The organism is Jutongia sp. (assembly GCF_057878315.1).
In genome coordinates this window covers 1-24,880 of the sequence record NZ_DBLXSO010000026.1, presented here as the reverse complement: position 1 = coordinate 24,880, position 24,880 = coordinate 1, and the positions used below count along the sequence as shown (strand labels likewise).

The following is a 24,880-nucleotide window of genomic DNA, read 5'->3' as shown; positions in this document are numbered from 1 at the left end:
TGCATGTTTGTGCATGTTTCTTATTTTCCGGCAGCTTCCTTTGCCAGCGCCGTATCTACAAGGTCATCGTAGGAAAGACGGTTCTTCAACACACCGGCATCCTGTAAGATATCCTGCAGAAGCTCAAAACTTGCTTTCTCAAAGACCAGATTTTCCTTCCAGGTTCCCTGATCATAATAACGTTTTACGACAGTGACAAGCGCCTTTTCATCCGTTTCCGGAAACTGTGGTGCGATCACCTTTGCAATCTCCTCCGGAGTGTGGCTCTGCACAAAGTCCATCCCCTTCTGCACTGCTCTTGTGAAGGCGAGAAGCTCTTTTTTGTGCTCCTTCATATAGCTTTTCTTGGCGGAATATGCCGTGTATGGCACATCGCCGCTCGCTTCACCTAATGATGCAACGACAACGCCCTTTTTGTCTGCCTCCAGAGATGCCGCAAACGGCTCAAACTCAACCGTATAATCTCCCTGTCCGGATGCATATGCCTGCGCAGTCAGACCAAAGTCAATGTTTTTGACAATGGTTAAATCCTTCTTTGGATCAATGCCGTTTTTCTTCAGAACATACTCAAAGATCATTTCCGGCATACCTCCGTCCCTGCCGCCAAGCACCGTTTTTCCTTTCAGCTTTTCCCATTCAAACGAGTCATCTGCTGATTTTGCAACCAGAAAATTACCGGCACGGTTGGTAAGCTGTGCAAAATTCACAATATAATCCTTTGCCCCCTCCTGATAAACATAGATGGAGGACTCTGATCCCATAAAGCCTATGTCCGCCTCTCCCGACACAACCGCTGTCATTACATTATCCGCTCCCATGCCGTTTGTAAGCTCAAGTGCAATCCCCTCATCCTCAAAGTATCCCTTCTCAATTGCCACATACTGTGGCGCATAAAAGATAGAGTGTGCCACTTCATTGAGCCGTATTGTTGTCAGCTCTTTTTCCTGCTTGCCACAGCCCGACAATGTCCCCGCAGTCATAACTGCTGTCATACCGACACAGAGTGCCTTTTTCCAGATACGTTTCATAAATACCTGCCCTTTCTGTACGAAAAAGAGGACACCTCCTTCGATGTCCTCTTTTGCACAAACAATTTATAAATATGGTATGCAGGAAACTTAATGTTGTGATTTGGCAGCTTACCAATACTGTGGGTGCAGCAGTCTGCCGTGAATCAACCGGTCCGTTCTAGTTAAAGAACGACCCCCACCAGTTACTATATCCATTTCCACTCTGGCTGTTGTCATTGTCCTGAGATCCGTTCCGGCTGTTATTTCCATTCTGGGAATTATTGCCGCCACTGCTCTGGGAACCACTCTGATCATTGCTCTGGCTGCTGTCACTGCTGTCTTCATCCGTCGAATCAGACTTCTTGCCAAGCTTCACCTTCACGGTAACCTCTTTGTAATCACCGTTGTCGGCTCTCTTTACGACTACCTCGACCGTGTCACCTGCTTTACAGCGCCCCAGACGATCCTTCAGTCCATCCATCGTTGTTGTCTCTGTACCGTTAAATTTCACGATCACATCACCGGTCTTGATCCCTGCTTTTCCGGCAGGAGAATCCTGTGTGACCTTGCCTACATAGATACCCTCCGGCATATTATAATACTGGGAAAGCTCGCTGGACACATCGGTTCCTTTAATGCCAAGATATGCCTGTTCATCCTCAGATACCTGCTGTGCATCAATAATATCATTGATGATCGGAATTGCTGTTGAGATTGGAATGGCAAAGCCCATACCCTCTACGGAGGTGTCTGAATATTTTGAAGAGTTGATACCGATCACCTTGCCCTCATCATCAACAAGAGCACCACCGCTGTTACCGGGATTGATCGCTGCATCTGTCTGCAGAAGCTTCATGTTCACATCCTCAGAAGCAACCTCTCTGTCTACGGCACTGATGTAGCCAACCGTTACAGAAGTACCATAGCCGAGTGCATTACCGATCGCGATAGACTGCTCACCGATCTTTACCTTTGTGGAATCACCAAGCGTTGCAACCTTGATATTATTCTTTGTATCGGAAGACAGATCCTTCATCGGGATCTCAACAACTGCCAGATCCGAATCCGTATCGGTTCCCTTTACACTTGCGGTGTAAACACTGTCGTCGTTAAACTTAACCGATACGCTTGTTGCATCCTTCACAACATGGTTGTTCGTTGCGATGTAAAGATTGTTATCATCCTGCGCCACAATGATACCGGAACCGCTTCCGGAACCCTCCTGTGAATAGGTTCTGCCGAAAACATCCTGTGTCTGCTCCTGTACGGTTACATCGATCGCTACGATCGACGGAAGTACGTTAGCAGCCACACCCGAAACGGTTCCTGATGTCTCGTCACTGCCCGATGCAGAGGTCGATGTCGTCTTTAGCTTGCTTGCCGGAGATGCTGTGCTCTCTACCGCTGCATTGCCGGTCAGACGACCTGCCGTATAATTAACGCCCTCAAATGTAATGCCGCCTACCAGTCCAAATACAACAGCATATGTTGCTACCTTTCCTAAATCCTGTTTTCTCATCACAATCGCTCCCTTCATTCCTCTTCTCTCAAACTATCTTATGTGTAATGTTCCCTTGCTGATGCCACGGATTGCTGTCTGCATTTACCCCTTGCATCATCTTATGGCTTTATTCTAACAGCGATTTATGTTTCATTTGTGATGTGATTATGAAGAAAAGATGTTTTAATTGTGTTTGTTCTGTGAAGTGATGATCCTGTCAGGTGCGATATCGTGAGCCTCACTCTCGATGTTGTCAACGATCTGGAAGTCGTATGCCACAGCATACCGATGAAGCTTTTCCGTCCGGTATTTTGCCAGATATCGATCATAATATCCGCCGCCATAGCCGACACGGTGTCCTTTCCGGTCAAAAGCAAGCCCCGGCAGAAGCATCAGACCTTCTTTCGCTTCTACCGGCGGACAATGCAGTGCCGGTTCCAAAATGCCCTGATAACCGGGACACAGCTCCTCCATGGAACGGATCTGATAAAACTCCATATCCTTCCCGTTGACCCGCGGTACTGCCACATTGATGCGTCTTCCCTGCACCGGATGCGCAAGCACCTCCCGGATGAGCCCGGTCGTATCCACCTCTGTTCCATAGGATACAAACGGATAAAACCACGAAACCTCCTTCCAGACCGGATCTGCAAGGATCTGTCTTCGAATGCTTTCATTCTGCCGGCTTCTTTCCTGAGGCGTCATATCCCGGCGCATTCTGCTCATCTGCTTTCTGGCTTCCTCCTTTGTCATTCCGCATCCTCCATGCGGATCGGCTTCTTCTTTCCGATCGTTTCACCCAGATCTGTAATGCTTCCGTCCTTTTCGATCACGGAAATATTATTCAGCTGTGATCTGACATTGGCACGGATATCTGCAAGAAACTTCATACGAAGCTTCTTCTGTTCTGCCTTCTCTGCCGCAGTCAGCCCCTCTGCCTTTGCCTTGTGTGCCAGTTCATTGATTCTCTGAATTCCCTTTTCGTCCATAGTATCTCTATTTCCTCCTGTTTATTTATGATTCCAGACACCGGATGATCTCCTGTGCAACCCGGAGTCCGTCCATTGCCGCCGATGTGATCCCTCCGGCGTACCCTGCGCCCTCTCCGCACGGATATATTCCACGGATGTTCGACTGCAGTGACTCGTCACGTCGTATCCGCACCGGCGATGAGGTCCGGCTCTCAATTCCCGCCAGAATGGCGTCCTCCCTGGCAAATCCATGAATGCGCCGGTCGAAATAACCAAAGCTCTCCTCAATGGAATCACCGATAAATTTCGGTAATGTCTCTCTGACGTTTGCCAGCGCATATTGCCCCCGGATTGACGGGATCACTGCTCCGATCCCGGTGCTTTTACGGTTTACACAAAAGTCTGCGAAAAGCTGCACCGGAACCTTTCCCTGTCCGGTGTTATACGCTGCCTCTTCCCATTTGCGCTGGAACGCAATGCCCGAAAGCGGATCCGTTCCTCCAAAATCAGACGGATCTACCGTCACGACGATCGCACTGTTGGCGTTTCGTCCGTCTCTGGCATGGTTACTCATTCCGTTCACGGCAAGCCGCCCCGGTTCCGAGGACGCATTGACGATATACCCGCCCGGACACATACAGAAGGAATATACGCCCCGCTTGTCCTTCGTATTATAAGTAAGCTTGTAATCGGCTGCCGGCAGCTTCGTATAAAAATCTCCGTACTGATTCTGTCCGATCATTTCCTGTGGATGCTCCACACGCACGCCGACCGCAAACGGCTTTGCCTCCATAAAAAGACCCGACTGATACAGCTCTGTTACAGTATCCCTCGCACTGTGTCCCGTTGCCAGGATCAGTGTATCACAGGGGATCGTCTCCTGTCTGCCGCTGTGCTCACAGACAATCTCCTTTAAGGTCTCATTCTCCCAGACAGCACGCACAAGCTTTGTCTCAAACCGTACCTCACCACCCAGTTCAATAATATGACGACGGATATTCTGTACAACCTCCCCGAGAAGATCCGTTCCGATATGAGGCTTTTGCAGATACAAAATCTCCGACGGTGCTCCATGATCAACAAATATCTGCATCACCCGGCGTCCTCGTCCTGTCGGATCCTTGACGAGTGTATTCAGCTTTCCATCCGAAAAGGTTCCTGCTCCGCCCTCGCCAAACTGAACATTGCAGTTATCGTCCAGCTTCCCGGTGTCCCAAAATTCGGACACCTTTTGCTGACGCTTTGCCACCTCACAGCCACGCTCCAGAACGATCGGTTCCAATCCCTGTCTGGCAAGCTCCAGTGCCGCAAAAATACCTGCAGGTCCCATGCCGACGATCACCGGGCGTAAACCCATCCCGTTCCCGATGCGTCCTGTCCCGTTTTTCTGCACGTTCTCTCCGGTTGTCTCTGCCGTCTCCTTCACACGCACGGCATCGTTTTTGCCGTATTGTTTGAGTACCTTATCCTCATGAGGGAGCTTAAATGTCACCTGATAAATATACTGCATCTGATGCTTCTTTCTCGCATCCATTGAGCGCCGCAGGATCCGAAAATCCTTCATATTGTCCTCACGGACACGAAGCCTTCCGGCTGCCGCGCTCCTTACCAGGGATAATTCTTTCTCCCGGATCACTCCCTGCTTTACATATTCTGCCGGCACCTCCCGGCAGATTGTTTCCAGAGGGAGTTTTATCTGTGATAACTTTATCATTTCATCCTCATTTCTATCTGTTCTCTTCGTATTGATCCACTCATCCACCGATCAGTGTCCGTGTTTTGGAACTGTCCGTTTTATCGGACACATCCTGCTGCCGCCCTGCCTGCCAGATAACCACTTGTCCATGCCCACTGCAGATTATATCCTCCACAGATTCCATCAACGTCCAGCAGTTCGCCCGTCATATATAAGCCCGGATGATCCTTTACCTCCATCGTGTCGGGATCAAGCTGTCCGGTCAGCACGCCGCCGGTCGTTACCTGCGCAAAATCAAAGCCGCTTACCTCCGCAATGCCTGTCTTCCAGTTCTTAAATCGGTCCGCGATCCGTTGAATATCCCGCTCGCTCCATTCGACGACCCGTGTCTTCGGATTCATGCCAAGGCTTTTTAAAAGGACACGCCCAAGCACCTTATGAACCATCCCCTCCAGCACCTGCTCCGCCGGATAGTCCGCAAAGGCTTCCCGTCTGCGTGTGAGTTCCTGCCCTACCTCTTCCATCGAATAATCCGGCAGAATATCCAGCAACAGATATGGCTTATCGCCTGTCTCCAACGCTCTTGCCGCATAACGGCTCACCTGAAAGAACGGAATCCCCGAAAGTCCGTAGGACACAAGCTGAAGCTCACCCTGATCCTGCGCCAGAAGCTCTCCTGCCTTATTGTATAAAGAAACTCTGCCTTTCACACGGATTTTTGCCCATTCCTTCGCAAAATTTCCTTTTAACACACATGAGGTCAGTGCCGGAAGCGGTGTTAAGACGTTAAGTCCAAGCTGCTTTGCCATCGCATAGCCATCGCCCCTTGTTCCATGAACCGGAGCTGCCTTTCCTCCCACGGCAAGTATCACACAACGCGCCTGATAAGTTCTCTTGTCTGTCCTGACCTGATAGCCTTTCTGTCCGTTTTCCGGCGGTATGATCCGATGCACATGTTCTTCAGTGTGAAGCTTTACCCCGAGAAGCTTAATCTGACGAACCAGAGCATCCACCACCGAGGAAGCCTGTCCGGATACCGGATAATAATAGCCATCCCGCTCCTGTGGCAAAATACCCATTCTGCGAAATTCGCGCAGTGTATCGTCACAGGAGAAATGCCCCAGTGCTCTTTCAATAAATGAGCGATCCTCTCCCCGATAGCATTCCATCTCCTGATACCGGTTTGTATAATTGCATTTGCCATTTCCCGTAGCATACAGCTTCTTCCCCGGCTGGGAAAGCTGTTCTAAGATCAGAACCTGTCCCCCGTTTACCGCAGCCGTGATTGCTGCCATCATGCCGGATGCCCCGGCTCCGATCACAATGATATCCTCCTGCATCTTTCTCTCCGTTTCTCTTGTTGTATTGTCTGTTAACTGGAATAATTTTCTAATATTCCATATAACTCTTCCTCATCCTTAACTTCAATCCCCTTCTTAAGCTGTTTTCGCTCCTTTGCGGAGAGCGAAGAAATCTTGATTCCTGTGTGTTCATAGACCGTCTTCATATCACCGTAATAGGCGATCACCTCTGTCCCATCGGAGATCAGGTAATAACGAAACTTTACCTTGGAGACATCGAAATTCTTACAGATTGTCAGCCGTTCCGGCGAAAAGGAGATCAGACTGACACTCTGCAGCCCGTCGAGAAATTCCTTTGCGGACATATGACTGTCCTTATATTTACTGCAAAACTGCTGTACCATTTTCCGGTCACAGCCCACCAGTTCGTCCGGCAGCTTCCGGTATTCGGTCACTGTCTCGTCGGTCAACGCATTGTGACTCTGCACCTGATACACGGTATTTTCCGTCAGTGTATTCTGGACATTTTGCGTCTGTACCGTTTCCCGGACAGACTTTTCCATCTGTGCCATACGGTCTGCCATCTCATTGTCCACATACACCTGCACCTGCTCGCCAACCCGCGTCTCATAATCCTCCTGCATCTTCTCAAACTGATTCATTGCAGACTGATAACAGTAGAAATTGGCAAGCGCAAACAGTGCCAGAAACAGACTGCATACGGTAATATAACGAAATACTTTTCCTTTCATACATAACCATTCCTTTCTGAATTTGTTATGTATTCTTGCCGTATTTTACCATGAATATTCTATCCCGGTATTTTTTCGGAAATATCGCCGGTTCATTCCGCCTTCCAGTCAGCTCGTTTCGCTTTTCCGCCGTTTCCTCTGCCTTTCTGCCGGCTTCTTCTGACTATAAGCGATCCTATTGCTCCAGTCCCTCATCAACCAAAAGACCGGTTCCGTCGGCTGCCGTTGTTGCCAGCTCATCGCAGCGCTCATTCTGCGGATGTCCGTTATGTCCCTTGACCCACTGAAAGGAAACCTGATGCGGTTCCTTCGCCGCAAGCATTCTCTTCCACAAATCAACATTTTTGACCGGCTCGTTCTTGCCGCGTTTCCAGCCCTTTTTGATCCAGCCATCCAGCCAGTGCTCGTTAAATGCCTTTACCACATACTGGCTGTCGGAGTACACCGTAATCTCGCACGGTCTGTTGAGTGCCTCAAGCCCGGCAATCACCGCCATCATTTCCATGCGGTTGTTTGTTGTCTTCTGATAGCCCGCTGACAGCTCTCTGATATGCTCCTGCCCCTTGGAATCCACAAAGGACAGTATTGTGCCGTAGCCGCCCGGTCCGTCCGGATTGCCTCTCGCCGCACCATCTGTATACATTGTTATCCTTGTCATTGTCATCCTCCCGAAATCATCGTATCTATTGCATCTGCCAGCTTCCGTGTTCCACAAAATGCTCCACGCGTTCCTGCGCCCGCTCAACGATTTTTGGATCATAGCCGATCATATGCAGAAGCTTGATCGCATTGCGCGTCATCGCTTTACCTTCACGGAGACGGTAATCAAAGATTACGTCATCCTCTTCCACCTGTTCCTCGAAATGATAATTATCATACTGCTTCTTCAAAAGCTCTGTCAATTCAATATCATGTGTCGCCGCAAAACAGAAAGCGTTCTGTGCGGCGAGAAGCTCAAGGATCTCAGTGGATGCCGCAATACGCTCCACCGTATTCGTTCCGCGAAGAACCTCGTCAATAAAGCAAAGCACCGGTTCGCCCTGACACTTTGACTGATCCACGATCCGCTTTAACGAACGGATCTCCACCATATAATAGCTCTCGCTGCTCATAATATCATCACGCAGTGCCATGGAGGAATAAATCCGGAAGAAATTCGCCCGGTAGCTGTCCGCAAGCACTGTATGGATCGTCTGTGCCAGGATCGCATTAATCGCCACCGTCTTGATAAAGGTTGACTTTCCGGATGCGTTGGAGCCGGTCAGAAGTACATTGCGGTGCGTATGGATCGTATTCTTGACCGGATCGGTCAGAAGCGGATGATACAGCTCGTCCGCCTCCAGATAAAACTGACGGTCCTTCGCCCGTGTAAGCTGTGGCTCACACCATTCTCCCATCATCTCGCGGTAAGAGGCAGCCGCAAGCATACTGTCCAGATAACCGACCGTCTCATACATCACATTTAAGTCATCCCGAAGGCGAAGCACCTCTCTTGCCATTGACTGGAACTTGATAATATCAACATGTGTCAGCAGACGGACATAATCCATCAGGATATCTGTGATATTACCTTCCATATTACCGCCACCCACTACCAGCCAGCTTCCTCTGCAGAAATGGCGAAATCTACCAGCTTCCTCCTTCAGTCTCTGAAAATAAACCTCTGTCTCAGGGATATTTAAGGAAGCCACCGCTTCAGAAAAACGAACCATCTTTACGATAAAGGCAAACAGACGGTAAAATGTCTCCATCTGCGCCTTCCTCTTATAATAGGTCACCATATTGATCGCTGCGACCAATGCGGTTGGCATAATCATAATATCCGGCACAAAAAAGCAGGAAATCACACCCCCCACAAACGCAAACATCTGGATCACTGAACTAATCCCATTCTCCTTCTGCAGCATTCCCACTCTGTCCAGATAACCGTACACTGAAAAGTTACCGCCCTTACCGATCGCCGCAAATTCCTGCTGCAGATCAAAACGCGCTTTCTCATTCTCCATAAAAAAAGAGATCAGCCGTTCTCTTTCCTTTAAGCTCTCTGCATCAACCTGCGGATTGTGCAGCAATGCATACAGATATTCCTGTCCCATCGCGGACTTCGTATGATTCATCTGTTGATACACCGTATCCATATCAAGATCATTCCAGGTGATATCATCAATCGACTGATCGTTTTCATGTGCCCGGAAATATTCTGCCACTGTCTGAAGCTTCTCAATGCCGTACTCGTCCTCGGAAGGTCTGCCCCATTCCCGCAGCAGCCTTGTCCGCAGCCGCTTCTTATAATTGCGCTGATCAACATACGCCTTAACGCCGATCAGTATCAGTACCACAAGTACAATAATCGCTATCTCCATTCCAAGCCTCCATTCTGGATTTTGGAGTAATCATACCACAAAAAAACTGTTCTGCCAATTTTCTTTTGCAGAACAGTCTCTGTATTTATCCTTTGCCACTCAAAATCACTGCCACACCGGCAGCTTTCTGCCCCTTAACTGATCACGCGTCCGATCTTGATCGGTGTACGGTAATAAGCCGATGAGATCTTAATACCGGTACGCGGGTTACTTGCATGGATGATCTGACCATTGCCAATATACATTGCAACATGGCTTACCCCGCCACTTCCGTAGAAGAACAGATCTCCCGGACGAACATCACCGGAGCTTACTGTCCTGGTTGCTCCTGCCTGTGCGGCAGAAGTTCTCGGAAGAGAATATCCAAAATGCTCATAAATTCTCATCACAAATCCGGAACAATCCGTTCCGTTTGTCAGGCTTGTCCCTCCCCAGACATATGGGTTTCCAAGGAACTGCATCGCATAATTTACCATGGATGACAGGCTGCTTGAGGAACTATTGTCAGAGGATGTCTTAGAAGCGATCCCGGATGACTTGATTGATACGGCTCGGTCAAGATTAAACGTCACCTTAACGAAATCCTTGCTGACAAATGCCTTCTCATTATCAATGCTGATGCACATCCAGTTCTTCAGATTGTTGTACATCTTCCCGGTATTAATATTCTTAAGATCGGACTTCTTGCAGTTCTTGGCAATATAATTCTTCAGCCAGCTCTTTGTCAGGTTCTTTTTATAAATATCATACTCATCCTCCTCGGAAATCTGATCATAGATCCCTGCATCCGTTGAAGGAAGATAACGTACATTTAACGTCTCCGTATTCACAGAGATTCGAAGATTGGCGATCTTTTTGGCAAGTTCCTCTGCCTCATGATCCTTTGCCAGATAGCTCGCCTTTACATAGCCCTTCACCTTGCCGGACACGATCTTCGCCCAGCCCTTATTGATCGTATAAATATTACAGCCGGAATGCTTCGTCATCTTGCCGATCACCTTTGCACTCTCGCCCGGCTTATTTCTGACATTCAGGTAAGAATCCACATCTGCAACACCAAGTCTGTCATACTTGAGATTCAGCTTGAGATGACTGTCCTTCTTCTTGGTCGTTTTCTTGTCAGAGCTGTCTGTTGTCTCCTTAGAAACCGTTGTGGATGTGTTCTTAACAGATACCTGCTCTGCCGTAACCTCCATATTCTTCTCTGCGGTCTCCTCCTTCTCCTGCTCTGCAAGAACAGCATCGCTGTACTTGTCCAGGCTGAGATTGATGCCCGCCATCGGCTTCTCGGTTGCCACCGTGCCTGCATGGATCGTCGCTGCGCCACCAGTGACAAGCACCGCGGCCAGTACTGCTGCGATCCATTTTATATTCTTTCGGTACATGTTATTCCTCATTTCTATCAAAGAATGTTAAATATTCATTCTAAATGTTACACATATATTACAAAAGAATTATAGCAGTATGCCGATTTCTTGTCAAACCATAAATGCATTTATGGAATCATCCCCGAGAAAATAACCGTGTTTCCCTCTGATTCCGCCGCAATACTTCCCTTATGTGCATCCACGATCTTTTTGGCTATAGAAAGTCCGATCCCGTGACCACCTGTCTTAGAGGAGCGGGAGCTGTCATTGCGATAGAACCGGTCAAATAACCGTGCTGTATCAATCTTATCCTCCTCTGTGGTATTAGCAACGGAGAACGCAACCCCCTTGTGATTCTTTCCAAGCTTCCAGACAATTCTTCCATGTTCATTGACGTATTTCGAGGCATTGTCCATCAGTATCGTAACAAGCTGTTCGATCTGTTCGCGGTTTGCCCGCACGATAAGACCGTCCTCTGCTTCCACCGAAAGCATCACATCCTTCTGCTCAAGCACCTCATGAAACGGTTCTACTGCCTTCTCGACCAGCTCCTTCATATCAATTTCCTGCCGCTCATTATTCTCCTGCACCTCATCTAACTTCGCCAGAACAAGAAGCTGGTTGATCAGTTTTCCCATTCGCTTTGCCTGCTCAACAATATTCTGAAGCCATTCATTCTGCTCACCCTTATACTGCAGCACCTCCGCATTGGCGGATATGATCGCAAGAGGCGTCTTAAGCTCATGGCTGGCATCTGTGATAAACTGCTTCTGCCTTTGGGAGTTTACCTCAAACGGGCGCACCACACGCTTGGATGCGATAATAAAAATAATCGTGATCAGCAATGTCAAAAGAGCAGAAACACTAATGGTAAGTGTTACAACCAGCCGGTAAAATTCCTGACTCTCCTTGCAGTCCAGAAAAATAATATCACTGACAACGCCATTAGTATATTCCTTGCGGAACCGGTAATTTCCAATATTCCCTACTTCCTTCGGTGAAAACAACACAAGCTTTGTCATCCGCACTGCTTTTTTCTCATCAATAGCGGCAACGTGATCCATATCCACAGACTTAATCTGTCTGTCCGCATTTATGGACACACTGAAATATCTTGTCCGGTATGCCGATTCCTCATTAAATTCATAAAAGCTGTTCCGGAAGAACTGCTTATTGCTGCTGTTTTCGTCGTAATCCTTCATTTTTGGAACAGTTCCGTTATTTTCACTGATGATCCTCGTCATCTGATCTGCCTGACTGTTATTATATGTTCTGAGACTCACCGTCAGGATCAGATTCATAATTGCAAAAACAACAACTACGGAAAAAAATACAATTTTTACAAGACGCCATCTTAATTTCTTCAATCAGATCCCTCCTTTTGTTCCATGCAGATCCGGTCATCCTTCATGACAAGCTGCAGATTGCCGTGGATCTGAATCAGTTTATTGTTCAGATATGCCATGTAAAGGGTGATCTCCTCGGGACTTACTTCCCCTTGAAACACCTGACCGGCAATATCCTCTACAGAATAGCTGACCGACTCCTTTTCCAGAAACAGCGCCAGAAGCTTCGCCTCCTTTACACTTAATATCAGGCTGCCTGATCGTGCAGAAAGCTCGTTGCTCTCCAGATCCAGTGTGACATTGGCAAGATTTAATACTGTCTGCTGATAATCACGGTTTCTCCGGATCATCGCCTTGACGCGCGCCACCAGCTCTCCCATGGCAAACGGCTTTGCCAGATAATCATCCGCGCCCTTGTTGAGTCCATCGATCCGATCCTCCGTTTCTGCCTTGGCTGTCAGCAGAAGCACCGGCGTATAATCGGATCTTTTGCGCATATTCTCTGCCACCTGTGTTCCCTCCATGCCCGGCATCATGATGTCAAGCACCACCATATCAAAATGTTCCTTCTGAAGGATTTCATCCGCCGACAGTCCGTCCATGACCGACGTCACCTCAAAGCCCTCCATCTTCAAAACCTCCGCCACTGCCATCGACAGTCCCAATTCGTCCTCTGCATATAATATCTTCATTGTCATCCTCCATAATTCTGTCCGGCACAAAATTAAAAATGCTGTTCCCCTTTGCGCATTTCAGCCTATCATCTTTGTTTTATCACGCCCACGCATACCCGGTCTGCTACTGACGTATCATATCCCGAAGTGTCTGCATCGACAGATCCGTCGATGCCATCTCCCCGGCACAGCGCTTCAACTCCTTTTCGATCAGTGCGGTATTGGTAATTCCTTTCTTGTAACGCATCTCATGCTCCAGACTCGCCCAGCAGTCCATTGCGATCGTCCGAAGCTGTATCTCTACACGAAGCACACCATCCGGTGCCTCCGGAAACGGACACTCCAGGATCACATGATAGCTGCGGTATCCGTTCGGCTTTGGCAATGCGATATAATCCTTTTCCTTAACGACACGGTAACGCGTGTCCGATTTCATGGACTTTACCAGTTCGTACACATCCCCCACGAAATGTGTTACCAGTCTGAAACCGATCAGATCGGAAAGATGTGTAAACGCTGTTTCCACATCATTATCATAGCCCTTTCGTTCCAGCTTTTCCTGCACCCCCTCTGCCGTCTTGATACGGCTGCGGATATGCTCCACCGATCTTTCCTGATGCTTTCCGTCAAGCTCGTCCACCCTCTCATTCAACCAGCCAAGTACCTCCTGCTCCAACTGTTTCAAGGGTTCATAATATCCACCATAATATGTAAGCTGTGTATCTTCCACAATATCACCTCATTATTTCCAAATATTAAACGACAGGCTTTCTGTCTGGTAAAAAGGGCAAAACCGGCGTTTTGCCCTTGGTTCACACTACGTTACAAGCATTTCCTATACATTACAAATACGGCACAACCCGCCAAATTCTTTTTTCATGGCAATATTGTACCGTATTTGTATGAAAAATCAATGAACGCATATGCTGCAAACATTAAATTTTGAGAAACTATATAATACCCTGTGAACGGATATGATCTGTGGCATCCTTTGAAAATAATATACTTCGCTCCGTCATCACTAAATGATGATGCAGACAAGACCACCGTTGCTATCGTTGATCACCTTCTGGATCGTCTCCTGCAGCTTGAGCTGGCTTTCCTGCGTAAGCTTATTGACCTTTCCGCTCATCCCCTCATCGACAAGCTGGCGCACGGTCTTTCCGAAAATATTGGTATCCCAGATTCCGTCCTTATCCGGTCCCGCCTGACCGGCAATATACTCAAGAAGATCCTTTGCCTGTTCCTGAGTTCCAACGATCGGAGCGATCTCTGTCTCAATATTGGCACGGATCATATGTATAGACGGGCTGACCGCCTTAAGCTTTACACCATATTTATTACCATGGTGGATCAGCTCCGGCTCCTCGATCGTAATCTCATCTGTAGTCGGTGTGATCACTCCGTAACCCTTCTGATGAACCTCCTGCCATGCCTGACCGATCTTCCCGATCTCTTCCTTCTGTGCAGCATATTCCTTTAACAGCCGGATCAGCTGGTATTCTCCCGGAATCTCTGTGCCAACGAGCTCACTTAAGATCTGATAATATCTGGAATCGTCAAACAGTGTATCAATAAAAACCTTTCCGTTTTCCATACCAATCTTGCGGATATGAAACTCTTTGATCATGTCGCTGTCCACCTGAAAATGTTCTCTGGTAACATCGCTGATCCTTGCAATCTTCCCTAAAATCTCCCGCACCTTCTCAAAAAGCTCTGTTTTGAGCCAATGGTCATTTGGCAGCATTTCCACCCATTTCGGCAAATGAAATGCGATCTGCGTCACCGGGAAAGACTGAAGGATCCGCTCCATGATCGCCAGAATGTCCTCCTTGCGAAGCTGGCTGGCGTTGATCGCCATTGCCTCCACATCATAGCTGTCTTTGATCTCATTTACGATATTTACCGTTTCTTCACTGTAGGGATGCATTGAATTAACCAGTACCACAAAAGCTTTTCCAATGTTCTTGAGTTCGCGGATCGTTCTCCCCTCCGCCTCCAGATAAGCATCCCTGTCTAACTCCGTAATACTGCCGTCGGTCGTAACGACAACGCCCACCGTGGAATGATCGTGGATCACCTTCTGCGTTCCAAATTCTGCCGCCCGTGTAAATGGCATCGGCTCCTTCGACCATGGCGTCATGACCATCCGCTCCTCGCCATCCTCCGTCAGACCATTGACCCCATCCACAATATAGCCGACGCAGTCAATAAGACGCATCTTCACCTCATTATCTCCCATCAGCCGCACACCGACCGCTTCCTTCGGAATAAACTTCGGCTCTGTTGTCATAATGGTTTTGCCGTCTGCCGACTGTGGCAGTTCATCCACCGCTCTTTGCCGGTCATGCTCATCCGTGATCGACGGAAGCACCAAAAGCTCCATAAAACGCTTGATAAATGTCGATTTGCCGGTGCGGACCGGACCGCACACTCCCAAATAAATCTCGCCATTGGTTCGGCTGGCGATGTCTGTATATACCTGAAATTCCTCCATGGCTACCTCCCGGAATACATTGGCAATGCACTGGTACATGCCGACCGGGCATTGCATGGTTTGCTGTTTGTCTATCTATATGCATCCCGGGATTCCAATATTCCTCTGCCACTTTCCAAAATCCCTCTGTCTCCTCCAAAAAAGTGCTGCGGGCTTCCACTTAACTGAAACCTGCAGCACGTTATGTGTCACTCTTCCTCAAGATACTTCTTAAAATTCTTCGAATAATGGAGCTTTTCGTCTTTAGTAATAAATACTGCTTCCACATCATCGAGCGAATCGATCAAATCCATCCCCTCGGAAAGCCCCAGTGTAAATGCCGTTGTCGAAAGTCCGTCTCCATCAACAGATCTGTCCGATATTATGGACACACCGAGGAGATTATTATCATAGGAATAACCCGTCTTCGGATTCAAAATATGATGGTACATCGTCCCCTCGTCTGTCTTAATATACCGCTCATAAATACCGGAGGAAACAACGGACTTCCCATTGATATCGACCACGGCGACCGTCTCTTCCCGGTCAGCAAACGGCTGTCTTATCCCAATCCGGAAATCGTCCCCCTTATTCTTTCCACCGATGCACAGAATGTTTCCTCCCAGATCAATGACCGCACCTGTAACGCCATTCTCTGTCAGATACTCCCTGATCTGATCGGCGATATATCCTTTCGCAATTCCGCCAAGATCCAGTTCCATACCGGATTTCTGAAAGATCAGCATATGCTTTTTTAAACGAATGTTGTGGTAATCCACATACTTCAATGCCTCTTTGATCTTCTGTGCATCCGGCACTGTACCTTTCCCGGAGGAAAAATCCCACAAACTACTGACCGGATCGATCGAGATATCAAAATTGCCGTCCGACAGCTTGCAGTAGTAAAGTCCTTTTTGAAGAATATCATGCATCTGATCTGAAATCTTTATGGAAACGCTTCCATCAACCTCTCCGCTCTCAGCTGCTTCCCTGCTGACCTTATTGATCTGATATAATTCACTGTCTTTCCTCGTAGTGCTGAGCAGCTTTTCATAATCTGTACAGAGTGAAACACAATGATCTAACAGCTTCCGGCTTCCACCCTGATAAAGCGTGACCGTGTAAGTGGTATCAAACGCAAAGCCGGATATTGAGAGCGGCTCTGCACCCTTCTCTTTATCTGAAAAGGGTGATACACAGCCTGTAATGCTGCATACCACCATAATAAATACAAGTTCTGCCGCGAAAACGGCTTTTCCTCTCCAAAGCTTCATGACATGGTACCTCCTGTTACTGCAGATTTTCAAACATCTGCTTTACACAATGCTCTACCTTCCATGCCCAGGTAAAAGATGCGGAATAGTGGTGATTGATCTCCATCAGTCCGGTTCCATCATAATAAATGCCATCCTGTGTAAGATAGCTTTTGGCAAGCCATTTTGCGGTTCTCATAATATTCGCCTGATCACTGGCTGCATTGATGCCCTGTGCATCATCCGAGTCCACACCAAAACCGGTAAAATTATGATCCTGTCTGGCTCTTCTTGATGTTCCCCACGCACTTTCGAGTGCGGCAATGGATGCCAGGCCAACCGCATTGACCCCGTATTTATGTTCTGCCTTCACAAACACCGGAGCAAGCGTAACTAACTCACTTCCCTCTAACATTTTGCGCATCTGCGATTTTGTCACACCACTTCTGACCGTTAAGTCATACGGATTAAAGATTACCGGATTATGCTTCCTGATTCCTTTGACATACCGGGTATGAATCTTTTCGTATTTTGAACGGATATGATGTACCGGCTTCTTCAGATTCCTGAGCTTGCGCCCGCACTGATTGATCTCCTTATCCAGATAAAGTCCCAGGTCAAAAGTCTCATTCTCCTCAAAAAACGTGTCCATGCCGGAAACTGTCAGCACATCAAAATAATCTGGGTTACACAAAATATATCCCTGATAGACCACCTGATCGACCGTAGAATCAAGCCCCTGTACTGCGGCAGCAGATACCACCTTCGATACTGCAGATCCGGTTGCCGCCACCTTGACTGCCATGGTATTGCTTCCAATAGTACGGCGCATTTTCTCGAGATATGCCTGTCTGACGGTCAGTGACTGCGTCTTTGTGATCAGTTCCTGACGCTTGTCTGTGATCCGTTTGTTGGCATCTTTCAGCTTCTGGATCTGCGACAGATACTGTATATTGTACATCTGTACATTTCCCTCGATCGGGCGGTAAGTCGGTACCGGTGTCGGAGCTGCCGGATGGTGCTTTTTATTTTTATGCTTTGCGGCATGTTTCCGGTTCTTTGCCACCTGACTCTTTCCGGCATCTGCTGCTTTTCCCTTTCCGGAATCGTCTGCCTTCGGCTTTGCAGGTTCTTTCTTTGCCGGAGCTGCTGTTTGGGCAGGCTTTGGTGTTACTGCCGGCTTTTCCTGCTCCGGTGCATTGTCCGGATCATCGCCTGTTCCATTATCCACAGAGATCTCTGTCGTCGTCAGATCCTCATCATTGGCTGCCCTCAGCTGCCATCTTGGCGCCACCTCCACCAGAATCAGTGCCACTGCTATGATCAATACGGTTACTTTCGCTATCTTGCTGCTCATGCTGTCATCATTTCCTTTCCTGCTGCTTATACAGCCAGTCTCTTTCCTTCTCCGTCAGCTCTGCTTTCTCCAGAAGATCCGGTCTGTTCTTCGCTGTCCGAAGAATTGACTGCTCCCGGTACCAGGCAGCGATATTCTTGTGGTGTCCCGAAAGCAGGACAGGTGGCACCTTCTCCCCCATCCATTCCTCCGGTCTTGTATACTGCGGATATTCTAACAGATTATCCGAGAATGATTCCTTGACCGCAGACATTCCGTTGTTAAGTACCCCGGGCACCAGTCTCGAGATCGTGTCCATCACGACAAGCGCCGGAAGCTCTCCGCCGGTCAGGACATAATCGCCGATCGACACATTATCGGTCACGATCTTTTCCAGAACACGCTCGTCAATTCCTTCATAATGACCACAGAGCAGAACCAGATCCTCCTCCTGCGATAACTCCTCTGCAATCTTCTGATTGAAGGTTCTTCCCTGTGGTGTCATAAAGACCACCCTCGGGCGTTCATTTCCGATCGAATGACAGATACTCTCATAACAGCGATACACAGGCTCTGCCTGCATCACCATTCCGGCTCCGCCGCCATAGGGATAATCATCCACGCGGTTATGCTTGTTATTCGCAAAATCACGGATATTCACGGCATCTACCGATATATATCCTGCCTTGATCGCCCTGCCGGTAATGCTCTCATTCATTGCACGTTCGATCATTTCCGGAAACAAAGTCATTACATGAAAGTTCATTTACCTATCCTCATTTCTCATGTCTGCTTGATCTGACAATTTACAACAGTCCTTCCATAATATGAACCGTCACAACTTTAGTGTCCATATTTCGGGACAGTACACAATCCGGAATCACCGGAAGCAGCACTTCCTTCCCTTCATGCTCTACCACATAAACATCGTTGGCTCCTGTTGTCAGTACATCCTTTAATACACCGAATTTCTCCCCATCCTCTGTCACCACGGTTGCACCGAGAATATCGGCAATATAATACTCGCCCTCTTCCAGCGGAATCGCATTTTCTCTGGTGACCAGAAGATCTCTGCCTTTATATTTTTCAATGTCATTGATCGAATCAATTCCCTTAAATTTCAAAATGACCATGTTCTTAAAAAAACGTGCGGAAGCAACCTCCAACACCTTTTTCTCATTTCCGGTATCCAGAATGATCTCCTTCATTCCCTTAAAACGCTTCGGATCCTCTGTGGTCGGAAATACCTTGACCTCTCCTCGGATCCCGTGGGTATTGGCAATGACACCTACTCTAAAATAATCTTCCATACAAACAATACCTTTCCGTCATTGATTCTATATATTTCAGCTATAAAGAAAAATACACCTGTACATAACCATGTACAGGCGTCTTCCACGAACCTACTGTCCGATTTCTACAGTAATCTTTTTGTCCGTATTGTAAGCGGCAGCCTTCACTACTGTGCGAATTGCCTTTGCAATACGTCCCTGCTTTCCGATAACCTTACCCATGTCATCAGAAGCAACTTTAAGTTCCAATAGGATTTCATTCTCTGTCTCAGTCTCTGCGACCTCAACCTCTTCCGGGTGATCCACAAGTGCCTGTGCGAGAACTTCCACTAATTCTTTCATATTCTACACATCCTCACTGGTCAAAAAAATTACTCGATTCCAGCCTGCTTTAACAGCTTTCCAACTGTCTCCGTCGGCTTAGCACCATTTGCCAACCACTGCTTAGCCTTTTCCTCATCAAACTTGAAAACGCTTGGGTCCTGATTTGGATCATAGGTACCGATCTCATCGATAAACTTACCATCTCTTGGAGATCTGGAATCAGCAACTACTACTCTATAGAAAGGTGCTTTCTTCTTACCCATTCTTCTTAATCTGATCTTTACTGCCATGTTTTTCACCTCCTAATCTTACATGTACTATTTATATACAAACCCCGGTGTGACCGGAATCTGAATGCATCTTAAAATCCAAACGGAAGCTTTGGCATTCCGCCGCCAAAACGCCCCTTTTTCTTGCCCTTGCCGGACATCATTCCCGACATCTGTTTCATCATCTTACGGGACTGTTCAAACTGTTTGATCAGCTTGTTGACCTCTGAGATATCTACACCTGCACCTTTTGCGATACGCTTCTTACGGGATGGATTGATCAGGGCCGGATTGCCCCGTTCCTCCGGTGTCATGGAATAAATGATCGCCTCTGTGCCCTTAAACACATCATCATCAATGTTTAAGTCGGTCGGAAGTCCCATTCCCGGCATCATACCAAGAATGCTTTTGATACCGCCCATCTTCTTCATCTGACCGATCTGCTCCAGAAAATCATTGAAGTCAAACTCCGCCTTACGGAACTTCTTCTCCATCTCCCTTGCCTTGTCCTGATCGATCTCAGCCTCAGCTTTCTCGATCAATGTAAGCACATCGCCCATACCAAGAATACGGGATGCCATACGATCCGGATAAAACTGCTCCAGATCTGACAGCTTCTCTCCCATGCCGACATACAGGATCGGACGTCCTGTCACTGCACGAATGGAGAGTGCCGCACCACCTCGGGTATCACCATCTAACTTTGTCAGGATAACACCGTCAATCTGAATCTTCTCATCGAAGGTCTTGGCAACATTAACTGCATCCTGTCCTGTCATGGAATCCACAACGAGGATTGTCTGATCGATATCAATGTTCTCCTTGATCTCCTGCAGCTCGCCCATCATATCCTCATCCACATGAAGACGTCCTGCCGTATCCAGAATGACTACGTTCTCATTATGTGCTGCTGCATGCTCGATCGCTGCCTTCGCAATGTCAACCGGCTTGTGGCTGGTACCCATCGCGAATACCTCAACGCCCTGCTTCTCACCATTGACCTTCAACTGCTCGATCGCTGCCGGACGATAAATATCACAGGCTGCCAGCAACGGACAACGTCCCTTCTGCTTCAGCTTTCCGGCAATCTTGGCGGTCGTCGTTGTCTTACCGGCACCCTGAAGACCACACATCATAATGATGGTTATCTCATTGGATGGCTTCAATGCAATCTCAGTGGTTTCGCTTCCCATGAGACTGACAAGCTCTTCATTCACAAGCTTGATCACCATCTGCCCCGGCGTCAGGCTGTTCATCACATCCTGTCCGACTGCCCGCTCCTGCACTGTCTTGACGAAGTTCTTGACTACTTTAAAGTTAACATCTGCCTCCAGAAGAGCCATCTTAACTTCCTTTAAAGCTGCCTTAACATCCTCCTCCGTCAAACGTCCCTTGCTACGGAGGTTCTTAAAAACATTCTGCAGCTTTTCGGATAAACTATCAAATGCCATATAATACCTCCATTTCAAAGTCTGCTTTCACAACACAATGGCTAGTATACACAATCGTTTCGATGTTGTCAAGTATTTTTCTTGACGTTTTTTATTTTTAAACATTAAACGTCTGGTAAATTATTTTAATTTATTGTAGACATCGTCTGTGACCGGCTTCATCTCGACCGTTTCCCTGGCTTCTACATCACGGCACTGATAATGCTGGCTGCAAGTCCAAGCACAATGACAACCAGCGAAATGATCGCCACGATCCTTGCCATGCTGTGCCTTCTGCTTCCCGCTTTCGTGCTTTTATATTCACCGGACTGCTCGCGGATCACATCCCGTGCCTGCTGCTCCATGTCCTCCGACACACTGATTTCAAACATAACATGATTCACACCGGATACGGCATGAAAGGAATCATTCCGGCTGCAATCGCACGCAATTCCATGTTCTGACAGATTGCTGCAAATCGCATCCGCCTCTATCGAATTATTTGTTCTGTATATGATTAACATTGTATCGCCCCCTAGTATTTTCTTTTGCCTTGGGTCGGTGCATAATCCCGCATCCCCGGGATCGCGCCTCCCGATACCGCCCAAAAATACAGACTTGCCACGCTGCAATACGGTGTAAATCTGCGGCGGTATTTTTCAAATAATTCCCGGTCAATCTTACGGTGGTGATATACCATCCGAAGCCCACGCCGGATCGCCAGATCATCATAACTGAATACATTCGGTCTCTGCAGACAGAACAAAAGAAGCATTTCCGCTGTCCAGACGCCGATCCCCTTTAAACTGCTGAGTGAACGGATCGCATCCTCATCCGAAAGATTCCGTATATTCTCCAGATCAAAGCTGCCATCCGATACATTCTTTGCAAAATCTTCAATATATTCTGCTTTTCGAAAAGAAATTCCTAGCGACTGAAGCTGTTCAATATCCATCCTGCAGATGTTCTCTGCGTTCACCTCTCCAACCCGTTCAAGCGTCCTTCTCCAGATCGTCTCCTGTGCCTTTGTCGAGATCTGCTGCCCGATAATATGATACACGATCGACGAAAACAGATCCGTATCCACTGTCCGTTTTATGGGACCGATCTGCTCGATCACTTCCTTTAATTTCTGATCCTTTCCCTTCAGATAAGAAATTTCTTTCTCTCCATATTCAAAATACATACGAAGCTCCTTTTGTAACTATCTGTCACAGATAACACAGCATGACGGTTATTCTGTAATTTTTATTCTGCCATCCTTCTATTCTTCAATGATCTTGGAAAGGATCTGAAATATTTCCTGCCCCCTTGGATCCGTCTCGGAAATATTCATCTCCTGCAGACATTCATGCAGTCGTCTCATCTCACTTCTCTGCTGTTCAAAACGCTCCAGAAGTCCAAGCTTTTCCTCGTAGCCCTTTAACTGCTTCGTGATCCGCTTCACCGCATCATGTACTGCTTGTCTGGAAATCTCCATCTCCCCTGCAATCTCTGAGATAGAATAGTCCTCCTGAATATATGCCTCAAAAATACGCCTGTTATTTTCTTTTAATAATGCACCATAAAAATCATAGAGCATGGAAAGGTATACTCTCTCCTCCAGCCGCTGCTCAATACTTTGCTCCTGTCCCCGCGTCACATCTATTTCCCCGCTTTCTCTATCAATTCTGACTTTCTAAATTTCTTTGCCAAGACCATTATACATGTTTTGCCTGTTTGAAACAATAACAATCCATAGCATCAGTTGGTGGAAAATTATCTATCGAAAGCGATCTCCCTTTCCCCCTTCGTATAATACACAAAGACATCCTCCAGATTACGAATATTTTTCTTTTTCTTTTCCAGATCCGAAATAAGATTTTCAACCGTATCCTGCACAAGGATCTCTCCCGATTTGATCAGGATAACCTCTTTTGCAATGTCTTCAATATCACTTACCACATGTGTTGCATATAAAATGGTACACGTTTTGGAAAGCTCCCTGACAAAATTTCGAAAATCATATCTTTCTACCGGATCAAGGCCTACCGTCGGCTCATCTAATATGATAAAATCCGGATCTCCGAGCAATGCCTGTGCCATAAGCACCCTCTGTTTCATTCCACCGGACAGGGTTGATATCTTTCGACTGGCGACATCCAGAATGTGCAGTCTTTCCAGCAAATAAGTGATTTCTTCCCGGACCTCCCGTTTTTTCAGTCCCTTTAATACTGCAATATAATTCATACATTCTAAAACAGAAAACTCTTCATACAATCCCTGCTTTTGCGGCACATACCCCACTCTTTTTCTATAATCTTTTCCAAGCTTTTTTATGTTCTCATTTCCGTACAAAATCTCGCCGCTATAATTCTGAATGCCATCCACCATGATACCGATCAAGGTGCTTTTTCCGGCTCCGTTCGGCCCCAGCAGCCCATAAACGCCACCCTGCATTTCGATATTCACATGGGATAATACTGTTTTTTTGTTGTACTCCTTAACCAGATCTTTTGCAACTATTTTTTTCATATGCTGTCCTCTCTCATCGTCAGATTTCCAACCACCATACCAAGAAAAATTAACGCTAGTAAGTGTAATCCATAAAATCCAAACAAAATAACGCCGATCTTTGTCTGAATGATTCCAAACAGAGCATTTCCCGCAACGCAGTTCCAATGAAAGTTTAAATGATGGATCGAATAATTACGAGAGACACTGTAGATCCAACTGCCATACAGGCTTCCCATCAAAAAGATGCTCCAGAAAATGATCATCCTGCATTTGGATCGAATCAGTGCATTTTTCCCAGAATAGGTAGAATACAGCAAAAGTCTTCTCTCCATTTTGTTGTCTACTCCATAAACGCAGAAGGCAAAAATGGCTATCGCTATGGCTGAAAAAATTTCGATAAAATGAAAGGCAAATGCTTCCTTCCCCATGCCAAGTGCCAGCCTGTATCCCTTCTCATATAAAATATGATCTGCCTTCTTTTTCTCCTGCAAAAGTACCTTTTTATATGCTTTTTGGGCTCCTTTTTCTCTTTTCACACCGATTTCAAGGATGGAGATATATTCCTGGGAAAACGTCTTGTCACTCTCCAAATCCGTTTTCCATTCTTGAATTTCTTTTAATATGTCCTGCATATACTTTTTTGCTTCCGGCACCGTTTTCCCCTGAATTTCCATCATATATTTTTCATAGTAAAGTTTGTCAACATCTCCTGCATTTTGTACCTGTATCCCGGAAATAAAATAACCCGCACACAATACCGCAAGAAGCAGCATCCATCCCTTTTCACAAACCCAGTATTTTTTTATCTCATAGAATAAAAGTTCCATTTTCGATGGCAGGTTCCAGCAAAAACTTGTCTTTCCGGCAATCTCCAGTGTCCTTCCATTTTCTCCGGCAAAGACCGGATATAAAAGGAACCCGGACACGCCTGACGAAATAATAAGCAACACACAGGCCAGGACCAGCACAAGATAGGTATGGACCGGCACATTCCATACATTCACACAGGAATACTGTGCTAAT

Annotated in this window: 26 protein-coding genes; all 26 read right to left on the bottom strand. The window is 47.1% G+C overall.

From position 1 onward, the window contains the following. Window positions 1–20: 20 nt before the first annotated feature. Window positions 21–1,028: an ABC transporter substrate-binding protein gene (locus tag ACZLMD_RS07800; RefSeq protein WP_118560554.1), complete on the bottom strand. Its 1,008-nt coding sequence runs from the start codon at window positions 1,026–1,028 to the stop codon at window positions 21–23. Window positions 1,029–1,188: 160 nt separating this feature from the next. Beyond that, on the bottom strand, window positions 1,189–2,529 hold the full coding sequence (locus ACZLMD_RS07795) for a S1C family serine protease (RefSeq protein ID WP_489495508.1): 1,341 nt from the start codon (window positions 2,527–2,529) through the stop codon (window positions 1,189–1,191). Between the two features lie 165 nt (window positions 2,530–2,694). Next, window positions 2,695–3,264: a 5-formyltetrahydrofolate cyclo-ligase gene (locus ACZLMD_RS07790; protein WP_484104762.1), complete on the bottom strand. Its 570-nt coding sequence runs from the start codon at window positions 3,262–3,264 to the stop codon at window positions 2,695–2,697. Next, the gene (locus ACZLMD_RS07785) at window positions 3,261–3,500 is read right to left on the bottom strand and encodes a DUF896 domain-containing protein (protein WP_022306216.1); all 240 of its coding nucleotides are present in this window, start codon (window positions 3,498–3,500) and stop codon (window positions 3,261–3,263) included. The genes ACZLMD_RS07790 and ACZLMD_RS07785 overlap by 4 nt, the downstream gene beginning before the upstream one ends. A gap of 25 nt (window positions 3,501–3,525) precedes the next feature. Next, window positions 3,526–5,196, bottom strand: coding sequence for an NAD(P)/FAD-dependent oxidoreductase (locus ACZLMD_RS07780; protein WP_489495507.1), 1,671 nt, complete (start codon window positions 5,194–5,196; stop codon window positions 3,526–3,528). A gap of 80 nt (window positions 5,197–5,276) precedes the next feature. Beyond that, window positions 5,277–6,518, bottom strand: a complete 1,242-nt coding sequence (locus ACZLMD_RS07775) for an aminoacetone oxidase family FAD-binding enzyme (protein WP_482522144.1) — start codon at window positions 6,516–6,518, stop codon at window positions 5,277–5,279. Window positions 6,519–6,550: 32 nt separating this feature from the next. Next, the gene (locus tag ACZLMD_RS07770) at window positions 6,551–7,231 is read right to left on the bottom strand and encodes a BofC C-terminal domain-containing protein (RefSeq protein WP_118560564.1); all 681 of its coding nucleotides are present in this window, start codon (window positions 7,229–7,231) and stop codon (window positions 6,551–6,553) included. Window positions 7,232–7,406: 175 nt separating this feature from the next. Next, a complete protein-coding gene (gene rnhA, locus ACZLMD_RS07765) occupies window positions 7,407–7,889 on the bottom strand; it encodes a ribonuclease HI (protein WP_022306220.1) in 483 nt (160 codons plus the stop codon). Between the two features lie 25 nt (window positions 7,890–7,914). Beyond that, window positions 7,915–9,594 (bottom strand): MutS-related protein, encoded by a 1,680-nt coding sequence (locus ACZLMD_RS07760; RefSeq protein WP_482523195.1) that lies wholly within the window; start codon window positions 9,592–9,594, stop codon window positions 7,915–7,917. A 134-nt stretch (window positions 9,595–9,728) separates the two neighbouring features. Beyond that, on the bottom strand, window positions 9,729–10,979 hold the full coding sequence (locus tag ACZLMD_RS07755; protein WP_022306222.1) for a C40 family peptidase: 1,251 nt from the start codon (window positions 10,977–10,979) through the stop codon (window positions 9,729–9,731). A 110-nt stretch (window positions 10,980–11,089) separates the two neighbouring features. Further along, window positions 11,090–12,328, bottom strand: a complete 1,239-nt coding sequence (locus ACZLMD_RS07750; RefSeq protein WP_489495505.1) for a sensor histidine kinase — start codon at window positions 12,326–12,328, stop codon at window positions 11,090–11,092. After that, window positions 12,325–12,999 carry a response regulator transcription factor gene (locus tag ACZLMD_RS07745; RefSeq protein ID WP_489495504.1) on the bottom strand — a complete coding sequence of 225 codons (675 nt, stop codon included), beginning with the start codon at window positions 12,997–12,999 and terminating at the stop codon, window positions 12,325–12,327. Before ACZLMD_RS07745 ends, ACZLMD_RS07750 begins: the two co-directional genes overlap by 4 nt. Before the next feature lie 106 nt (window positions 13,000–13,105). Then, window positions 13,106–13,711, bottom strand: a complete 606-nt coding sequence (locus ACZLMD_RS07740) for a GTP pyrophosphokinase (RefSeq protein ID WP_489495502.1) — start codon at window positions 13,709–13,711, stop codon at window positions 13,106–13,108. A gap of 291 nt (window positions 13,712–14,002) precedes the next feature. Continuing rightward, window positions 14,003–15,478, bottom strand: a complete 1,476-nt coding sequence (gene spoIVA, locus ACZLMD_RS07735; protein ID WP_482522278.1) for a stage IV sporulation protein A — start codon at window positions 15,476–15,478, stop codon at window positions 14,003–14,005. A 188-nt stretch (window positions 15,479–15,666) separates the two neighbouring features. Next, on the bottom strand, window positions 15,667–16,731 hold the full coding sequence (locus tag ACZLMD_RS07730) for an FAD:protein FMN transferase (RefSeq protein ID WP_489495500.1): 1,065 nt from the start codon (window positions 16,729–16,731) through the stop codon (window positions 15,667–15,669). Between the two features lie 16 nt (window positions 16,732–16,747). Then, a complete protein-coding gene (locus ACZLMD_RS07725; RefSeq protein ID WP_482523403.1) occupies window positions 16,748–18,067 on the bottom strand; it encodes a glucosaminidase domain-containing protein in 1,320 nt (439 codons plus the stop codon). Between the two features lie 7 nt (window positions 18,068–18,074). Next, a complete protein-coding gene (gene trmD / locus ACZLMD_RS07720; RefSeq protein WP_022306229.1) occupies window positions 18,075–18,812 on the bottom strand; it encodes a tRNA (guanosine(37)-N1)-methyltransferase TrmD in 738 nt (245 codons plus the stop codon). Between the two features lie 40 nt (window positions 18,813–18,852). Further along, a complete protein-coding gene (gene rimM, locus ACZLMD_RS07715) occupies window positions 18,853–19,356 on the bottom strand; it encodes a ribosome maturation factor RimM (RefSeq protein ID WP_022306230.1) in 504 nt (167 codons plus the stop codon). 93 nt (window positions 19,357–19,449) lie between these two features. Next, window positions 19,450–19,680 (bottom strand): KH domain-containing protein, encoded by a 231-nt coding sequence (locus ACZLMD_RS07710; protein ID WP_118560580.1) that lies wholly within the window; start codon window positions 19,678–19,680, stop codon window positions 19,450–19,452. A gap of 29 nt (window positions 19,681–19,709) precedes the next feature. Further along, window positions 19,710–19,952 carry a 30S ribosomal protein S16 gene (rpsP, locus tag ACZLMD_RS07705; RefSeq protein WP_022306232.1) on the bottom strand — a complete coding sequence of 81 codons (243 nt, stop codon included), beginning with the start codon at window positions 19,950–19,952 and terminating at the stop codon, window positions 19,710–19,712. 71 nt (window positions 19,953–20,023) lie between these two features. Beyond that, complete coding sequence (gene ffh / locus ACZLMD_RS07700) at window positions 20,024–21,382, bottom strand: signal recognition particle protein (protein ID WP_489495496.1); 1,359 nt, start codon at window positions 21,380–21,382, stop codon at window positions 20,024–20,026. A gap of 182 nt (window positions 21,383–21,564) precedes the next feature. Continuing rightward, window positions 21,565–21,885: a putative signal transducing protein gene (locus ACZLMD_RS07695; protein ID WP_022306234.1), complete on the bottom strand. Its 321-nt coding sequence runs from the start codon at window positions 21,883–21,885 to the stop codon at window positions 21,565–21,567. 11 nt (window positions 21,886–21,896) lie between these two features. Then, window positions 21,897–22,547, bottom strand: coding sequence for a DNA-3-methyladenine glycosylase family protein (locus ACZLMD_RS07690; RefSeq protein WP_022306235.1), 651 nt, complete (start codon window positions 22,545–22,547; stop codon window positions 21,897–21,899). A 78-nt stretch (window positions 22,548–22,625) separates the two neighbouring features. Continuing rightward, entirely contained in the window at window positions 22,626–23,003 is a 378-nt protein-coding gene (gene ylxM / locus ACZLMD_RS07685; RefSeq protein WP_022306236.1) for a YlxM family DNA-binding protein, read from the bottom strand. Window positions 23,004–23,119: 116 nt separating this feature from the next. Continuing rightward, window positions 23,120–23,875: an ABC transporter ATP-binding protein gene (locus ACZLMD_RS07680; protein ID WP_022306237.1), complete on the bottom strand. Its 756-nt coding sequence runs from the start codon at window positions 23,873–23,875 to the stop codon at window positions 23,120–23,122. Then, window positions 23,872–24,880: hypothetical protein (locus tag ACZLMD_RS07675; RefSeq protein ID WP_489495492.1), on the bottom strand; the 1,009-nt coding region annotated here is incomplete at its 5' end. The genes ACZLMD_RS07675 and ACZLMD_RS07680, both read right to left, overlap by 4 nt.

Bases quoted from the DNA above. Each gene is read 5' to 3' on its own strand.
- ACZLMD_RS07790 (WP_484104762.1), bottom strand. From the start codon at position 3,264: ATGACAAAGGAGGAAGCCAGAAAGCAGATGAGCAGAATGCGCCGGGAT.
- ACZLMD_RS07760 (WP_482523195.1), bottom strand. From the start codon at position 9,594: ATGGAGATAGCGATTATTGTACTTGTGGTACTGATACTGATCGGCGTT.
- ACZLMD_RS07725 (WP_482523403.1), bottom strand. From the start codon at position 18,067: ATGAGCAGCAAGATAGCGAAAGTAACCGTATTGATCATAGCAGTGGCA.
- ACZLMD_RS07710 (WP_118560580.1), bottom strand. From the start codon at position 19,680: ATGAAAGAATTAGTGGAAGTTCTCGCACAGGCACTTGTGGATCACCCG.
- ACZLMD_RS07795 (WP_489495508.1), bottom strand. From the start codon at position 2,529: ATGAGAAAACAGGATTTAGGAAAGGTAGCAACATATGCTGTTGTATTT.
- ACZLMD_RS07680 (WP_022306237.1), bottom strand. From the start codon at position 23,875: ATGAAAAAAATAGTTGCAAAAGATCTGGTTAAGGAGTACAACAAAAAA.
- ffh (WP_489495496.1), bottom strand. From the start codon at position 21,382: ATGGCATTTGATAGTTTATCCGAAAAGCTGCAGAATGTTTTTAAGAAC.
- ACZLMD_RS07745 (WP_489495504.1), bottom strand. From the start codon at position 12,999: ATGAAGATATTATATGCAGAGGACGAATTGGGACTGTCGATGGCAGTG.
- ACZLMD_RS07785 (WP_022306216.1), bottom strand. From the start codon at position 3,500: ATGGACGAAAAGGGAATTCAGAGAATCAATGAACTGGCACACAAGGCA.
- ACZLMD_RS07780 (WP_489495507.1), bottom strand. From the start codon at position 5,196: ATGATAAAGTTATCACAGATAAAACTCCCTCTGGAAACAATCTGCCGG.
- rnhA (WP_022306220.1), bottom strand. From the start codon at position 7,889: ATGACAAGGATAACAATGTATACAGATGGTGCGGCGAGAGGCAATCCG.
- rimM (WP_022306230.1), bottom strand. From the start codon at position 19,356: ATGGAAGATTATTTTAGAGTAGGTGTCATTGCCAATACCCACGGGATC.
- ACZLMD_RS07690 (WP_022306235.1), bottom strand. From the start codon at position 22,547: ATGTATTTTGAATATGGAGAGAAAGAAATTTCTTATCTGAAGGGAAAG.
- ACZLMD_RS07695 (WP_022306234.1), bottom strand. From the start codon at position 21,885: ATGTTAATCATATACAGAACAAATAATTCGATAGAGGCGGATGCGATT.
- rpsP (WP_022306232.1), bottom strand. From the start codon at position 19,952: ATGGCAGTAAAGATCAGATTAAGAAGAATGGGTAAGAAGAAAGCACCT.
- ACZLMD_RS07775 (WP_482522144.1), bottom strand. From the start codon at position 6,518: ATGCAGGAGGATATCATTGTGATCGGAGCCGGGGCATCCGGCATGATG.
- ACZLMD_RS07755 (WP_022306222.1), bottom strand. From the start codon at position 10,979: ATGTACCGAAAGAATATAAAATGGATCGCAGCAGTACTGGCCGCGGTG.
- ACZLMD_RS07770 (WP_118560564.1), bottom strand. From the start codon at position 7,231: ATGAAAGGAAAAGTATTTCGTTATATTACCGTATGCAGTCTGTTTCTG.
- spoIVA (WP_482522278.1), bottom strand. From the start codon at position 15,478: ATGGAGGAATTTCAGGTATATACAGACATCGCCAGCCGAACCAATGGC.
- ACZLMD_RS07800 (WP_118560554.1), bottom strand. From the start codon at position 1,028: ATGAAACGTATCTGGAAAAAGGCACTCTGTGTCGGTATGACAGCAGTT.
- trmD (WP_022306229.1), bottom strand. From the start codon at position 18,812: ATGAACTTTCATGTAATGACTTTGTTTCCGGAAATGATCGAACGTGCA.
- ACZLMD_RS07730 (WP_489495500.1), bottom strand. From the start codon at position 16,731: ATGAAGCTTTGGAGAGGAAAAGCCGTTTTCGCGGCAGAACTTGTATTT.